The organism is Streptomyces sp. RLB3-17 (assembly GCF_007113425.2).
In the GTDB taxonomy this organism is placed as follows: domain Bacteria; phylum Actinomycetota; class Actinomycetes; order Streptomycetales; family Streptomycetaceae; genus Streptomyces; species Streptomyces mirabilis_D.
The window spans coordinates 6,569,065-6,584,156 of sequence record NZ_CP041610.2 but is presented as its reverse complement, the minus strand read 5'-3'; the positions used below and the strand labels follow the sequence as shown (position 1 = coordinate 6,584,156).

The following is a 15,092-nucleotide window of genomic DNA, read 5'->3' as shown; positions in this document are numbered from 1 at the left end:
GCTACGCGGTGATGTCCTTCGCCGCGAACCGCGCCCACGCCGCCGAGCCGAACACCGCCGCGTACAGGCCCTGGAGTCCGAGATTGCGGACCATGTCGTCCCAGTACACCGGGTCGCGCATGAGGTCGGCGAAGGACAGCCAGTAGTGGGAGAAGAAGTACGGCTGGAGGGCGTGGAGCTGGGGTATCTGGTCGAGGATCTGGATGGTGATGAGAAGGCCGACCGTCGTCGCCATCGCCGCGATGCCGCTGTTGGTCAGCGTCGAGACGAACAGGCCGAGGGCCGCGACGCCGATCAGTGACGCGGCGACGACCAGCGCGATGAGAAGCGCCCGTCCGAGCCCCTCGGTGAAGCTGATACGGGTCCCGGAGATCGTCGTCAGCTCGCCCAGGGGGAAGAGCAGCGCGCCGACCGTGAGCGCCGAGAGCGCCACCACCAGGGTCGCGACCAGGCAGAACGTCATGGTGGTCGCGTACTTGGTGAGCAGCAGGCGGGTACGGCCGGCCGGCGCGACCAGCAGGTAGCGCAGCGTCCCCGCGTTCGCCTCGCCCGCGATCGCGTCGCCCGCGATGACGCCGATGGCCATCGGCAGGAAGAAGGGGAGGGTCGCGGCGAGCGCCGTGAACACCAGGAACAGGCCGTTGTTGGTGATCTGCGAGATGAACGCCGGTCCTTCGCCGCCACCACCGCCCGCCGTCGAGCCGTCGCGCGTCTCTATCTTGATCGCGATGCCGATGAGGATCGGCACGGCCGCGAGCACGGCGAGCAGCGCGATGGTCCGCCAGCGCCGGAAGGTGGTGAGGAGTTCGCTGCGGAAGAGTCCGAAGGTCCACAGGGGGCTCGGTTTCCGTACCGCCATGTCCTCGACGCGTACCGCCTCGGCCCCGGCCTCGACTTCAGCCCGCGACATCGAACCCCTCCCCCGTCAGCGCCACGAACGCGTCCTCCAGTGAGGCCCGTTCAACGCCGAAGCCACGGACGCGGACGCCGGCCGTGACCAACGCGGCGTTCAGTTCGGCGAGTTCGCGGTCCGGAGGTTCGGCGCTCACGCCCGTCTCCGTCACGACGAGATCCGCGACTCCCTGTTCCTTCAGTACGCGCGCCGCGTCCCCGGGGTCCGGGGTGGTCACGACCAGCCGCCCCCGCGCGCCCGCCGCGAGCTCCGCCACCGGGCCCTGCGTGATCAGCCGCCCCTGTGCCATCACGGCGGCGTGCGTGCACACCTGCTCGATCTCGTCGAGCAGGTGGGAGGAGAGGAAGACGGTCGTGCCGTCCGAGGCCAGCTCCCTCACGAGGGAACGGATCTCGCGCATGCCCTGCGGGTCCAGGCCGTTGGTCGGCTCGTCCAGGACGAGCAGGCGACGGGGCTGGAGCAGCGCGGCCGCGAGCCCGAGCCGCTGCTTCATGCCGAGCGAGTACGCCTTCGCCTTCTTGCCCGCGGCCGCGGTGAGTCCGACCCGGTCGAGGGCGGCCTCGACGCGGGTACGCCGGGTGCGCGGGTCGGCGGTCGGGTCGGCTGCGTCGTACCGGAGGAGGTTGTCACGGCCGGAGAGGAAGCCGTACAGCGCGGGGCCCTCGATGAGGGCGCCCACGTGCGGGAGCACGGCGCGGGTGGCGCGGGGCATGGGCTGCCCCAACACATGCGCCGTGCCCGAGGTCGGCTCGATCAGCCCCATCAGCATGCGGATGGTGGTGGTCTTGCCCGAGCCGTTGGGTCCGAGGAAGCCGAAAACGCTGCCCGCCGGGACGATCAGATCGAGACCGTCCACGGCGAGCTGTCCGCCGCGGAAGCGCTTGGAGAGCGCGCGGGTGGCGATCACCGTGCCCTCGTCGGACGCGCTGGCGGTGCCCGCCACAGGCGGGTCCGTACCCTCGGCGGACCGCTCCTCCATGGGCTCCCTCGTCTCGGCTTCGTCCGTACGTCAGTTCCGTACGTCAGTTCCGTACGTCAGTTCCGTACGTCAGTTCCGCACGTCAGTTCCATACGTACGGTACTCAGTGGGCCGCGTTGGCCGCCTTGACCAGCGCGTCCTTGGTGACCGCACCGGCGTACACCTTGCCGTCGTCCGTGATCAGCGCGTTGACCAGGCGGGTCGAGAAGACCGTGCCCGAGCCGAACTTGCCCTTGACGTGGTCACCGAGGGAGTTCAGGAACCCGGAGACGTTGCCGCCCTGGGACGACGAGCCGGAGGGCATGCCCTGGCCGCCGGTGTCGAACTCCGCGATGGTGCTCCAGCCCTTGCCGACGGTCTTCAGACCGTCGAGCCCCTTGCCGAGGTCTCCGCGGCTCGGAGCGGACTCCGGGGCCTTGGAGTCCTTGGAGCCCTTAAAGTCCTTGGAGTCCTTGGAGTCCTTGAGGTCCTTGGAGCCCTTGGAGTCCTTGCCCTCGGTGACCTTCGCACCCTTCGGCGGGGTGAAGTCGAAGGTCGAGGCGGCCGGCTTGGTGAAGGCGACCTGAGTGAACCCGGCGTCCACGACGGCCGCGCCGCCACTCGTCGGGACCAGCGTGAACTTCAGCGGCACCCCGGTCTTCGCGTCCACCGCGACGGTGATCGCGCCGACCGTGGAACCGGACTGCTTCGGCTTGATGAGCAGCTTGTAGGCGTCACGGCCCGCGACCTGCGCCGTGCCGTCGACCGTCACGGAGGTCGTGTCGTCGACCGACTTCAAGGCCTCGTCTGCGAGCTGCTTGGGCGTCGTCGGGACGTCCTTCGGCGCCTTCTCCTGGCCCTTTTCGGCTGCGGGGGCCGTCGAGTGGTACACCTCGTTCGACTTGCTGTCGTACGCCCACACGTCGTTGCCGTTGTGGATGATGCTGTACTCGGCGGCGTTCTCCAGGACGGAGACCTTGGCCTTGTCCGGGCCGTCGGCCGCGACGCGCACCGTGTGCGTGCCGGAGGCCAGCTCCATGAGCTTGGACTGCGGGTCGGCGGAGGAGCCGCCGGACCCCTTGGTGACGCCGGAGAGCATGCCGCTCTCCAGGCCGCCCAGGCTGGGCAGTCCAAGATCGGTGCTGACCTTGACCGTGCCGGACAGCTGCTGGACGTCCGACTTGGCGATCTTCTCGATGAGCTGCTCTGCGGTGATCTTCGGCAGGCTGGGGTCGCCGGAGTCCGCGAGCGCCGGGACGAGCCCGATGGTCGCGGCCGCCACCCCCACCACTGCGACCGGAACGACGTAACGAGCCGCCTTGCGCCGACCGGCGCGGACGTCGTCGGCCTCGTCGGGCAGCCCTTCCGCCCCGGCGGTCCTGTCGGATTCGTACGGTGCCATGTGTGCCTTACCTCCGTCGTCGGCGGCGGCCTACCGTCCTCACTTCTCCACCCCTATAGCCGCCATTCTCACCCGAACCGGTGAGGAGTGGTGTTCTCAATCTGACCAAATCGGCCGACGAGAAGCGTCAGACCCCGGACTCAACTCCACGTAGTCCTGCGGTATGACGTGAGGAGGCGGTGGCTCCCCCGACCCGTAGGGGTTGGGGAAACCACCGCCTGAGCCTCACAGAGGCCCGGTACCCGTCAGCGCTGCACGAACACGTAGTCCGCCTGGTAGGGCACGCCCACGATCGTGCCCGGTGAACAGGAGCCGGCCGGCGCGACGCCGCCCACGGTGTTGAGGCGCAGGATCTCCTGCGTGTCGGCCAGCAGACCGCGGTGCTTGCCGGACCGGGTGGCCTTGAGGTCCAGCTCGGCGATGTTCTTCTCCCCGTTCGGAGTCTTGGAGATCACCGCTCCGGTGACCGCGCTGCGGTCGGGCGCGACCCACTGCGGCGTACCGGAGTTGGGCTTCACGAACGTGTGCACGATGTCGCCGCCGAGCAGGGCCGCGACGTCACGCTGAGCGAAGGCGTAGCCACCGCCTTCGACGGGCTTGCACTCGTAGATCTGCTTGCCCTTGACCACGGACGCCTGGAAGTTGCCGAGGGCGTCACGGAAGTCGAAGGAGCCGGTGACCTTGTGGAGTTGGCCGCGGACGGCTCCGCCCGGGAACTCGGCGGTGTGCAGATTGGCGTAGAACGCCCCCGGGTCGTTCTTCAACCGATCCAGCAGGGCGACGTCCTTCACCTTCACGGTGCCGACCACGTGGTGACCCTTGATCCTGCCGAGCAGCTTGGTGAAGTCGATCTTGACGCCGCCGTTGGTGCCCTTGGCGCCCTGGTGGATGTGGAGCATGGTGGGCCTGCCGGTGCCGCGCCAGGTCACGGCGACGGACACCTTGTCCCCCTTGACCTTGATGAACTCCAGGGCCGCGCCGTCCTTGTCGCCGACGGCGGGGCCGCCCTGGACGGGCACCTCGTTGGCGCCGCGGAGGCTGGTGGCGAGGATGGTGCCGCCGCTGCCGCCGACGACTCCGCTCTGCGCGACGATGGTCTGGTCGCCGTGCGTCGAGTGGCTCATGCCGCCGTGGTCACTGCGGTGGCTGCCGCCGGCCGCGACCGCCGGGATGACGGCGGCGGCGACACCGGCCGCGGCTGCCACCGCGACACCGGCCATGACCAGGCCCTTGCGGCGCATGTCCGACATGGCATTGAACGTGGTGTTCGAATCCATGATTCTTTTTTCTCCCCGTAATGCAGCCGACGCCCCCTGCGTCAGCTTCTGTACGGGAGTACGGACTGATTCCTACCCTGGACTCAATCCAACAGTGTGACGTGCGTCACAGCGAGGAGAGCCCATTCGCCTGCACCGGGGAGGGCGTACGCCGCGGCACCCGAGGAGGGCGTACGCCAGTGGCTCGCTCCGGGCACCTAACCGGCCCGGTGCACCACCGCGTCCACCAGCTCCATGAGCGCCGCCTTCGCATCGCACTCGGGGAGCGGAACGAGCGCGGCGCGGGCCTCCTCCGCGTACCGCACGGTGTCACGGCGGGCCTGCTCCAGCGCGGGATGCACCCGCAGCAGAGCCAGCGCCTCCGCGTGCCGGTCGTCGTCCGTGAGGTCGGAGTCGAGCAGCTCGCACAGCGCGATGTCCTCGGCGAGACCGAGCCGCTCCGCCCGCTCACGCAGCCGCAGCACCGGCAGTGTGGCGATGCCCTCGCGCAGGTCCGTACCGGGCGTCTTGCCGGACTCGTGCGAGTCGGAGGCGATGTCCAGCACATCGTCCGCGAGCTGGAAGGCGACGCCCAGCCGTTCCCCGTACTGCGTCAGCACGTCCACGACCGTCTCGTCGGCGCCCGACATCATCGCGCCGAACCGGCACGCCACGGCGACCAGCGAGCCGGTCTTGCCGCCGAGCACGTCGAGGTAGTGGTCGACCGGGTCGCGCCCGTCGCGCGGCCCCGCCGTCTCCAGGATCTGCCCGGTGACGAGCCGCTCGAACGCCTCGGCCTGGATACGGACCGCCTCGGGCCCGAGGTCGGCCAGGGTGTGGGACGCGCGCGCGAAGAGGAAGTCGCCGGTGAGCACGGCGACCGAGTTGCCCCAGCGGGTGTTCGCGCTGGGCACGCCGCGCCGCGCGTCGGCCTCGTCCATCACGTCGTCGTGGTACAGGGTGGCGAGATGGGTCAGTTCGACGACCACGGCCGAGGGCACGACACCCGGCGCGTAGGGGTCACCGAACTGCGCGGCGAGCATCACGAGCAGCGGACGGAACCGCTTCCCGCCGGCGCGCAGCAGGTGCTGCGCGGCCTCTGTGATGAAGGGGACCTCGCTCTTGGTGACTTCGAGCAAGCCCTCCTCCACAGCCGTCAATCCGGCCTGGACATCGGCTTCGAGAGCCTGGTCCCGCACGCTCAGCCCGAACGGCCCGACGACGGTCACGAGAGGTTCTCCTGTCTGCTGACGATCACATGGCGAACTCGGTCGATCATTCGGTCGATGACACGGTTTGTCGATGTGTCGCTGCCATCACTCAAGTCAGCGTATCCGGTCACGTTTCGATCACCACGAGCGCCCACCGTCCCCACTGCCGACTTCCTCCCGACTTCCCTCTCCCCCGCCATCCGATGTCCCCCGAGCGGCAGACAGTCCCCCACCCGGGCGGTACGGGATCACGGGCGGTATGTTCTTGGTCATTCGATATGACCCGATATGGGATGTATTGACTGATCGGACGTTGTTGAGAACCGACCGCCGAAGACGACCGGGGCACCGAGGACGGCCACAGGGCACGAAGGGCACCGAGGACACCCAGGACACCGTGATGAGCATGCACATCCGTACGTCCTTCTCGCACGAGACGACTCACGAGGATCTGTGGATCCCTCTCCCGGACGGCACCCGCCTGCACGCGCGCGTGTGGCGCCCGCTGACCGACGCGCCCGTCCCCGCGCTCCTCGAATATCTCCCGGACCGGCTCACCGACCGGACCGCGCCACGCGACTGGCAGCGTCACCCCTGGTACGCGGGCCACGGCTACGCCTCCGTCCGGGTGGATGCCCGCGGTCACGGCAACTCGGAGGGCGTGCCGGCGGACCCCTACGGGGAGAGCGAACGGGCCGACGGGGTGGAAGTGATCCACTGGCTGGCGGACCGGCCCTGGTGCAGCGGCGCGGTGGGCATGTTCGGCATCTCCAGGGGCGGCTTCACCTCCCTTCGGATCGCGGCCCTCGCGCCCGAACCGCTCAAGGCGATCGTCACGGTCTGTGCGACCGACGATCCCTATGACAACGACGGGCACCGCTTGGGAGGTGCCGTCCTCGCCGTCGAGACGCACGCCCGGGCGGCCACGGCGCTCGCCGACGTCGCCCGTCCGCCGGATCCGGTGCACGTGGGCCAGGTGATGTGGCGCGACATGTGGGTGAAGCGCCTGGAGAAGGTGGAGCCGTTCATCCATACGTGGCTGTCCCACCCGACCCGGGACGCGTACTGGCGCCACGCCGGTGTGCGCGAGGACGGGGGATACGGAGGAATCCGGGCCGCCGTGCTCGCGGTGGGCGGCTGGCACGACCCGTCCTGCGACACGGTGCTGCGGCTGGTCGAGAGCCTCCCCGCCGACCGCGTACGCGGCCTGATCGGCCCCTGGTGCCACCAGTACCCGGACCGGGGCCTGCCGCCGGGTCCGGCGATCGGCTTCCTCCAGGAGACGCTGAGGTGGTGGGACCACTGGCTCAGGCCGACCGCCACGAGCGTCCCCGATCCCGGCCCCGGCCCCGGCCCCGGCCCCGGCGTGAACGACGATCCAGGGCCCGGCGTGAACGACGATCCGGACCCCGGCGTGAACGGCCGTGCCGTCATGGCGCAGCCCCTCCTGCGCTCCTACGTCATGGCCGCGCACCCCCCGGCGACGACGTACCCGTCCCTCCCCGGCCACTGGGTGGGCGACACCGCCTGGCCCTCCCCCTCCGTGACCCCGATCGCGTACGCGCTGCGGGGCGCACCGGTGCTGGTGCGCTCCCCTCAGCACACGGGCGTGGACGCGGGCCGTTTCCGCCCCGTCGGGAACGACGCGGACCTGCCGCCGAACCAGCGGGAGGAGGACGCGAGATCGGTCTGCTTCGAGTTCGAGGTCCCGGGGGAGACCTGGATCCTGGGGCGCCCCAGGGTCCGCCTCCGTCTGACGTCCCACTCCCCCTGGGGCCAGGTGATCGCCAGGGTGTGCGACGTCGCCGCCGACGGTTCCTCGACGCTGGTGACCCGGGGTGCCCTGAACCTGTCAGCGCGCTACGGCCCCGACCAGGCGGTCTCCTGGAAACCGGGCTCTACGGAGGACGTGGTTTTCGACCTGACCGCCACCGGCTACGCGTTCCCGTCCGGCCACCGCATCCGGCTCTCCCTGTCCTCCGCCTACTGGCCGTGGATCTGGCCCCAGCCGGGCTCGGCGGCGGGGCTCGTCCTGGACCCGGCGGGCAGTTCCCTCGAACTTCCGGTGCGAGCAAGGGAGTCGGACCCGAGGATCACCTTCGAGGAGCCGGAGCAGTCCGAACCCCTGGGAGTGACGTCCGCGGCCACCCTTGACGAGCCCCGCCCCGAACGCCTGGTCGCCCGTGACGTGGCGAGGGGCGAGTGGCGTCTGGAGGTCGACCCTCGCCAGGACGGCACCCGTGTCCACCCTGACGGCCTGGAATGCACGGAGGACGCCCGGGACACGTACACCATCGACGAGTCGGACCCGCTCTCCGCCCGTACCCGCTCGACGAGGTCGATCCGTCTGCACCGCCCGGAGCTGCCCTGGGACGCCCGGGTCGAGACACGCTCCGAACTCAGCTGCGACGCGCGGGAGTTCATCACCTCGAACGAGCTGATCTGCAAGGACGGCAACGAGGTGGTCTTCCATCGGACGTGGGAGAGAAGAATCCCCCGGACGCCGCCGGACTGGGGACCCGGCGGCGGCATGGGCAACCCCTGAGGAGCATGGCGCGGACCGATGAGTTCCTGATGGCCCTGGACGAGGGGATGCTCGCGCACTTCCACGAGATGACCGCCGAGACGACCGACGAGATGGTCACGCGTTTCGGGATTCCCCGGGCCGAGGCGGTGGCGAGGATCAACAGGGCTTACGCGGGGCGGTAGTTCGGGGCCCACCCGGACCTGATGTGCCACGAACTCCCCGAATACTGGGCCCACGGCCTCTACTTCAAGCCCCACGCCGGCCGGCTCCCCGACGACGACCCCGACACGGACCTGCCCGTGTGGGAGGTACGCCCGGCTCCGCCTACGGGCTCAACGGCCTGGACACTCGAAGCCGTATGTCCGATTTGCCGCCAGTGCCGCTTTATTTCTGCTTGGTCGAGTGAATTGGGTCACTCCCATGCGAAGTGGGCCCTTTATCCCCTCTTGACGACTCCCCCTTTGCATAAGGCAAGTTGAGCGTCACGTTCCGGATTAATCGGGCATTTTCTCCCCCTTATTGCACAGGTGAAAGCGATCTACACCGGGAAATGAGGGCTTGTTCCGGACATGTGCTCTCGCATACGTTCACGTCGATCCGGACGGACCGCCCAATCCTGCCGCCGACCGGAATATCCCAGCCACCCACACACACGCACGGCAGGAGCGGGGGACCCAGGTAAGCCGCCGATCCGGACACCGGAACGGCTAGGGGTGAAGTCGCACACACCGTGCGGCCGGGCAGCTCCCGCCCGAACCCGACAGCTCACCTCGCAGGCGCCGGAGAGGAATTCGCCATGTCCGCACGAGGCAAGCACCGCAGCTTCAAGATCCACGGCATGCTCACTCGGGGCATCCTCGCCGCGGGAATGGGCGGAGTCGCACTCGCCCTTCCGCTCGCGGCGGCGACCTGCGCACAGGCCGCCACCGCCACCACCACCGATGTCCAGCTCATCACGTACAAGGTGACCGCGGGCGACACCCTGGCCAAGATCGCGCGGAAGTACCCCAAGAGCGGCGGCGCGGCGAAGCTGTACGCCGCCAACCGCGCGGTCATAGGCCCCGACCCGACGACGCTCCGTCCGGGCCTCACCCTGACCGTGGGCACCAAAACCGTCCAAATCCCCGCCAAGGCGAAGACGGCGCCCACCACCTCGAAGACGTACGCGAACAACCTCGACGGATGGATCAAGCACTCGCTGGACATCATGGCCCGCGCCAAGATCCCCGGCAGCTACAACGGCATCCACCGCAACGTCATGCGCGAGTCCTCCGGAAACCCCATGGCCATCAACAACTGGGACTCCAACGCCAAGGCCGGCATCCCCTCCAAGGGCCTGCTCCAGGTCATCGACCCGACGTTCAAGGCCTACCACGTGCCGGGCACGTCGATGAACATCTACGACCCGGTCGCGAACATCACGGCGGCCTGCAACTACGCGGCGGCGAAGTACGGCTCGATCGACAACGTCAACGGCCCCTACTGACAGGACTGTGGGGCTGGCTGAGCCGGTAGGGCTCGTACGACTGCCGGGGCTGATGCGGCTGATACGGCTGATGAGGTCGGAGCGACTCGGAGAGCTGCCGGGACCCACCGGGCTCTCCGGACTCCCGGAACCGATCCGACCGGCACGGGAACAGCCGCTCCAGCACCACCGCGATCCCGTCGTCCTCGTTCGACAGCGTCACCTCGTCGGCCACCGCCTTCAGCTCCGGATGGGCGTTGGCCATGGCGACCCCCCGGGCGGCCCAGTCGAACATGGGGATGTCGTTGGGCATGTCGCCGAAGGCGATGGTGCCGGCGGGAGTGAGACCGAGGTGGGCGGCGGCGAGCGCCAGACCGGTCGCCTTGGTCACGCCGCATGGCTGGAGTTCGACGGTCCCCGGCCCCGACATGGTGACGGTGGCCAGCGAGCCCACCACACCCCGGGCGGCCGAGGCCAACTCGTCGTCGGACAGCGACGGGTGACGGAGCAACACCTTGCTGATCGGCTCCGTCCACAGGTCGTCGCGGTGATGCACCCGTACCGCCGGAAGCGTCGGATGCGGCATCACGTACCCCGGCTCGATGAGCGTCAGCCCGTCCACGCCGTCCTGGTCCACCGCGGCGTAGAGCAGCCCGACCTCCGCCTCGATCTTGCCGAGCGCGGTCTCCGCGAGTTCCCTGTCCAGGGTCACCGACCACAGCAGGCGGTCCGCCGCCGCGTCGTACAGCTGCGCCCCCTGCCCGCACACCGCCAGCCCCGCGCCGCCGAGTTCGTCGAGCAACGGTCGTACTCTCGGCGCCGGGCGCCCCGTCACGACCAGGTGTCGGGCGCCCGCCTCGGCCACCCTCTCCAACGCGGCCCGGGACCGGTCGGAGAGGGTGTCGTCGCCGCGGAGCAGCGTTCCGTCCAGGTCAGTGGCGATAAGTGAATATGCAGTCGGAGCGGCCATGATCCGAAGAATACGGATCGAACGACTCATCGGCCCGGCGTGAACCGGACGACGTCCGGTATCCCGTCAGCAACGCCGTTCACCGTACGGGCCGTACCGGGCGTACAGAGTGCAGTTCCGCCCCGTCCACCGATGCGGACGGTACGAAAAGACTCCGAGCGGAATGTCACTCCAGAGGATGACGCTGCTGCGGTGACTGTGGCCGCCTGAGCCCAACACGAGCTCCGACGCGGCGGGTTGGGCCCCGCCCACGGCGTGGCCCACCAGTCACCGCCCCCCTCCGACCGAACTGGCCCCGGTCACCTCACCCGTGCGCGCTCGCCAAGTGCTTGGCCAGCCGCGGCGAAGCGAACTCCGTACCGCACACGAACCGCATCACCGGCCCGTACGAAGCCGCCGCCGGCAACCCCGTGAAGTACAGCCCGGGCACCGAAGAGCAGTACCCCGCACCGAGCTTGGGAGTGCCGCGGCTCACCGCGAGCGCCGTACGCAACTCGTGTCCCAGGAAGTCCATCGCGGCGATGTCGACGCGATAACCGGTCGCCGCGATGACATGGTCGGCGGCGAGCTCCTCGCTCCGGCCGCCCAGGGTCTGCACGGAGAGGACCGGACGCCCGTCGGAGACAGCGGCGCGAACGATTCCGGAGACCTCGCTGACCTCGACCTTGCCCTCGAAGCGGTCGCGCAGCCACCACGCCCCGAGGGGGCCGAGCACCCGGCGGACCAGGTAGTGCCGGGCTTCGGCGGGCAGATAGCGGTAGGGGTGCGGGTAGTAGCTGAGCGCCCACAGGGACCAGGCGCGTCCGAAGGGCGACTCGGGACGCAGCTTCGGCTGCTTCCAGGGCGGTGCTCCGAAGGCGACCCTGCCCCGTCCCCGGGACACCACCCGCACCTGCGCGCCCGCCTCCGTCGCGAGCGCCGCCGTCTCCAGCGCGGACTGGCCCGCGCCGACGACGATCAGTTCCTTGCCGGAGAACCGGGCGAGGTCGTGGTGCTGGGAGCTGTGCGAGACGGGGCCGGTGGGTGTGGGTCCGTCCGCCGCCGCGCCCCCGAGCTCGGGCGGCAGATGGGCGAGTCCGTACAGTCCCGTGGCCACGACGACCGCCCGCGCCGTGAACGACTCCCCCGAGTCCAGCTTGAGTTCGAAGCCCTCGCTGCCCCGGCGGTCGACGGACACGACCCGCACCCGCTCCAACTCGGGCACCAGCTGCTGCTGGAACCACTCGCCGTACGCGATGAACGTCTCGACCGGAATGATGTCCTCGTCCGTGACGAGCCGGCGGATCCCCGCCGCGTCGCAGTAGTCGGCGAGCGTGTGGCCGGGCTGTGGGGCGTCGAGGCTGGACGCGACCGGCGTCGACTTGAGAAGCATCCCCTCGGGCATGTGGTCACGCCAGCTCACCATGGGTTCGCCGAACACGCGCACCGGGATGCCCCGCGCACGCAGATGGGCGGCGGTGGACAGGCCGAACGGGCCGGCGCCGATGACTGCTACCGGATGAATCACGAAGTCCCTCCCCAGGACGTACGTTCGTCACTTCGTGGTCGTACTGGTGCTGTTGCCACGGCGGTTGGTCCGCCACAGCTGATACAGATGCCTCGCGCCCGGCCGCACGAAGCGCGCGAGCATCGTGAAGAACGGCCGCAGGTCGTCACCCGCGAGCCAGGCCAACTCCGTGCCGCTCGCGCGAGCCGGCGCGTGCGGGGTCGTGTAGCCGCTGCGCCGGTAGGCGAGCAGGGCCGGCAGGTCGATGTTCTCCACGATGTACCGGTGACCGGCCCGCTGTTCCCCTTCGGGAACGGTGCGCCCGGTCAGGTCGAGATGCATGGCCCGGACGACGTCGATCCCCGACTCGTTCTCGAAAAGCCGGAACTGCGCGCCCATCCGGGGGTTGAAGTCGAGAAGTTTGTACTGCCCGTCGCGCCGGTCGAAGCGCAGGTCGAGGTCGATGACGCCGCTGAAGCCGATCTGTTTGATGAAACGCGCGGCGAGGTCCGCGAGTTCCGGATTGTCGACGACGTACGCGTTCGCCGTCATTCCCGCGTGCGGCGGCCAGGAGCGGACCTTCACGCCCGTGAACATCGCGAGCGGCGTCGAGTCCGCGTCGAAGTACGCGTGCACGATCCAGTCCTCCGCCTCCTCCCTGGGCAGGTACTCCTGGAGGATCACGCCCGGCTGATCTCCCCAGTCCCGGGCGAGTGACAGCAGCCCCTCCCGGGTCGCGATCCTTGTCGTCCCGTTCACCGCCGGCTGGCTGCGGCGTACGAACGCCTCCCGGTTCTTGGCGACGATCGGAAACCGAGCGCTCTCGGCGAACGCCACGATCTCCTCGTACGACTGCGGGAAGGCCGCCGCCGGACTGGGGATGCCGTGTTCCACACAGAGTTCGTGCAGGCCCTGCTTGCTGGCGAGGCGCCTGGGCAGTTTGGCGTCGACCCGGGGGAAGAGGAACCGCTCCCCCAGTTCCTCCTGGTGTTCGGCGATCAGGACGGCCGCCTCCTCGTCCGTCGGGACGAGCACCGTCGGCCGCCCGATGCGGGCCCCGATCCGCAGCAACCCCTCGACCAGACGTTCCGGCTCCTCCGTCCCCGTCGTCGGCCAGACGAAGGCACGGCGCAGATAGCGCGAGGCCGCGGCAGGCGTGTAACGGTCCTCGGTGATCGCATACATCGGTATGCCGAGGCGGCCCAGACTTCGGATGGCGCCCACACCGCCGTGGTGCAGCGGATAGTCGCCAAACTTCACGATCAGGCCCGGAACGTTCCGATCGGCGTCGACCGGCACTCCGCTGACGCTCCTGGCCACGGGTCCCCCCACGTGTCCCCCCTACGGACCGGACCCACCCCGTCCGTGTCCCCAAAGGACGCTAAGCCGGAACTACCGAGTCCGACAAGGCCTATTCGGACATTGCGAACTCTTTAGGCACTGTCGAGGCAACTCTTCAGGTACTGCCACAGCGCCTCATGACAACGCGCGGCAACTCATGGCAACTCTTTGGGCACTGCCACAGCACGTCACTCCCCCGTAACCTGTGCCGCGACCACCCGGAACACGTGAAACACCCACACGTGCACCGCGCGGATCACACGGCCAAGACAGTCACACGAACCACACAGCGCGCACGACCACGAAAGCGAGGCACCACCCCGATGCCCCCCTTCGATGTCCCCGAGGGCGATCCCTTCGGCCCGCACAACCTCCCCTACGGCGTCTTCTCCCGGGCCGGAGCGTCCGAGCGGAGCGTCGGCGTCCGGCTCGGCGACCACGTCCTCGACGCGGGAGCGACCGCCCGGGCACTCGGCTCCCCGTACGCCGAACTGCTCGCGCAGCCCACCCTGAACCCGCTGCTCGCCGCCGGCCGCACGGCCTGGTCCGACGTACGCCGCGCACTCACCGCCTGGGTGACGGTCCCGGCCCACCGGGAGACCATCGCACCCCTCCTGCACCCCCTCTCCGAGGTGACCCTGCACCTCCCCTTCGAGGTGGCGGACTACGTCGACTTCTACGCCTCCGAGAACCACGCCCGGAACGTCGGACAGATCTTCCGCCCCGACGCCGCCGACTCCCTCACCCCCAACTGGAAGCACCTGCCGATCGGATACCACGGCCGCTCCGGCACGGTCGTGGTGTCGGGCACGGAGGTGGTCCGCCCCTCGGGCCAGCGCAAGGCCCCCTCCGACACCGCCCCCGTCTTCGGCCCCTCCGTCCGGCTCGACATCGAGGCGGAGGTCGGCTTCGTGGTCGGCGCACCCTCGACCAGGGGCACGCCCGTCCCGCTCTCCTCCTTCCGCGACCACGTCTTCGGCCTCTGCCTCCTCAACGACTGGTCGGCGCGCGACATCCAGGCCTGGGAGTACGTCCCTCTCGGCCCCTTCCTCGGCAAGTCCTTCGCCACCTCGGTGTCGGCGTGGATCACCCCGCTCGACGCGCTGGACGACGCACGGGTCGCGCCCCCGGCCCGCACGCACCCCCTCCTCCCCTACCTGGACGACTCCGAGGACGAGCCCGGCGGCTACGACCTCCGTATCTCCGTCGCCGTCAACGGCCACGTCGTATCCGAACCCCCCTTCTCCACCATGTACTGGACGGCCGCCCAGCAACTGGCCCACATGACGGTCAACGGGGCCTCCCTGCGCACCGGCGACCTGTACGGCTCGGGAACGGTCAGCGGCCCGTCCGAGCACGAGCGCGGCTCCCTCCTGGAACTCACCTGGAACGGCCGCGACACCCTCGACCTCCCCGACGGCAAACGGGCCTTCCTGGAGGACGGCGACGAGGTCACCCTGACGGCCTGGGCCCCGGGCCCCGGCGGCACGCGGGTGGGACTGGGCGAGGTGAGGGGCCGCATCACCCCGGCACCCAACCCCTCCTGACTCCAGCGGCGCCCGG

General features: G+C 69.6%; 11 protein-coding genes, 1 pseudogene and 1 riboswitch. Of the genes and pseudogenes, 4 read left to right on the top strand and 8 right to left on the bottom strand.

Going from position 1 to position 15,092, the window contains the following annotated elements; all coding sequences use genetic code 11:
* Window position 1 precedes the first annotated feature (1 nt).
* The 5 genes from FNV62_RS29855 to FNV62_RS29835 all read right to left on the bottom strand — a co-directional run bounded on the left by FNV62_RS29855 (window position 2) and on the right by FNV62_RS29835 (window position 5,758).
* On the bottom strand, window positions 2-910 hold the full coding sequence (locus FNV62_RS29855) for an ABC transporter permease (RefSeq protein WP_143627715.1): 909 nt from the start codon (window positions 908-910) through the stop codon (window positions 2-4).
* Window positions 897-1,892, bottom strand: coding sequence for an ABC transporter ATP-binding protein (locus FNV62_RS29850; RefSeq protein WP_225900421.1), 996 nt, complete (start codon window positions 1,890-1,892; stop codon window positions 897-899). Before FNV62_RS29850 ends, FNV62_RS29855 begins: the two co-directional genes overlap by 14 nt.
* A gap of 103 nt (window positions 1,893-1,995) precedes the next feature.
* Window positions 1,996-3,273: a LolA family protein gene (locus tag FNV62_RS29845; protein WP_143627713.1), complete on the bottom strand. Its 1,278-nt coding sequence runs from the start codon at window positions 3,271-3,273 to the stop codon at window positions 1,996-1,998.
* 245 nt (window positions 3,274-3,518) lie between these two features.
* Window positions 3,519-4,550, bottom strand: coding sequence for a CHRD domain-containing protein (locus FNV62_RS29840; RefSeq protein WP_225900420.1), 1,032 nt, complete (start codon window positions 4,548-4,550; stop codon window positions 3,519-3,521).
* Between the two features lie 197 nt (window positions 4,551-4,747).
* Window positions 4,748-5,758 (bottom strand): polyprenyl synthetase family protein, encoded by a 1,011-nt coding sequence (locus tag FNV62_RS29835; RefSeq protein ID WP_054232168.1) that lies wholly within the window; start codon window positions 5,756-5,758, stop codon window positions 4,748-4,750.
* 388 nt (window positions 5,759-6,146) lie between these two features.
* Here FNV62_RS29835 and FNV62_RS29830 point away from each other — a divergent pair, with 388 nt between their 5' ends.
* The 3 genes from FNV62_RS29830 (at window position 6,147) to FNV62_RS29820 (ending at window position 9,753) form a co-directional block, all read left to right on the top strand.
* On the top strand, window positions 6,147-8,285 hold the full coding sequence (locus tag FNV62_RS29830; protein ID WP_144316526.1) for a CocE/NonD family hydrolase: 2,139 nt from the start codon (window positions 6,147-6,149) through the stop codon (window positions 8,283-8,285).
* Between the two features lie 5 nt (window positions 8,286-8,290).
* Entirely contained in the window at window positions 8,291-8,449 is a 159-nt protein-coding gene (locus FNV62_RS55875) for a hypothetical protein (protein WP_225900419.1), read from the top strand.
* Between the two features lie 449 nt (window positions 8,450-8,898).
* Window positions 8,899-9,059, top strand: a riboswitch (cyclic di-AMP (ydaO/yuaA leader).
* Between the two features lie 4 nt (window positions 9,060-9,063).
* Complete coding sequence (locus FNV62_RS29820; protein ID WP_143608922.1) at window positions 9,064-9,753, top strand: transglycosylase SLT domain-containing protein; 690 nt, start codon at window positions 9,064-9,066, stop codon at window positions 9,751-9,753.
* Window positions 9,754-9,898: 145 nt separating this feature from the next.
* Here FNV62_RS29820 and FNV62_RS29815 read toward each other — a convergent pair.
* From FNV62_RS29815 to FNV62_RS29805, 3 genes and pseudogenes are all read right to left on the bottom strand, one after another.
* Window positions 9,899-10,702: pseudogene (locus FNV62_RS29815) on the bottom strand (HAD family hydrolase); the annotation flags it as partial.
* Window positions 10,703-11,006: 304 nt separating this feature from the next.
* Entirely contained in the window at window positions 11,007-12,209 is a 1,203-nt protein-coding gene (locus FNV62_RS29810) for an FAD-dependent oxidoreductase (RefSeq protein WP_143627711.1), read from the bottom strand.
* Window positions 12,210-12,236: 27 nt separating this feature from the next.
* Entirely contained in the window at window positions 12,237-13,487 is a 1,251-nt protein-coding gene (locus FNV62_RS29805; RefSeq protein WP_060894824.1) for a D-aspartate ligase, read from the bottom strand.
* 365 nt (window positions 13,488-13,852) lie between these two features.
* Here FNV62_RS29805 and fahA point away from each other — a divergent pair, with 365 nt between their 5' ends.
* A complete protein-coding gene (gene fahA, locus FNV62_RS29800) occupies window positions 13,853-15,076 on the top strand; it encodes a fumarylacetoacetase (RefSeq protein WP_097285796.1) in 1,224 nt (407 codons plus the stop codon).
* Window positions 15,077-15,092: the final 16 nt, after the last annotated feature.

Bases quoted from the DNA above. Each gene is read 5' to 3' on its own strand.
- fahA (WP_097285796.1), top strand. From the start codon at position 13,853: ATGCCCCCCTTCGATGTCCCCGAGGGCGATCCCTTCGGCCCGCACAAC.
- FNV62_RS29850 (WP_225900421.1), bottom strand. From the start codon at position 1,892: ATGGAGGAGCGGTCCGCCGAGGGTACGGACCCGCCTGTGGCGGGCACC.
- FNV62_RS29845 (WP_143627713.1), bottom strand. From the start codon at position 3,273: ATGGCACCGTACGAATCCGACAGGACCGCCGGGGCGGAAGGGCTGCCC.
- FNV62_RS29840 (WP_225900420.1), bottom strand. From the start codon at position 4,550: ATGGATTCGAACACCACGTTCAATGCCATGTCGGACATGCGCCGCAAG.
- FNV62_RS55875 (WP_225900419.1), top strand. From the start codon at position 8,291: ATGGCGCGGACCGATGAGTTCCTGATGGCCCTGGACGAGGGGATGCTC.
- FNV62_RS29855 (WP_143627715.1), bottom strand. From the start codon at position 910: ATGTCGCGGGCTGAAGTCGAGGCCGGGGCCGAGGCGGTACGCGTCGAG.
- FNV62_RS29820 (WP_143608922.1), top strand. From the start codon at position 9,064: ATGTCCGCACGAGGCAAGCACCGCAGCTTCAAGATCCACGGCATGCTC.
- FNV62_RS29830 (WP_144316526.1), top strand. From the start codon at position 6,147: ATGCACATCCGTACGTCCTTCTCGCACGAGACGACTCACGAGGATCTG.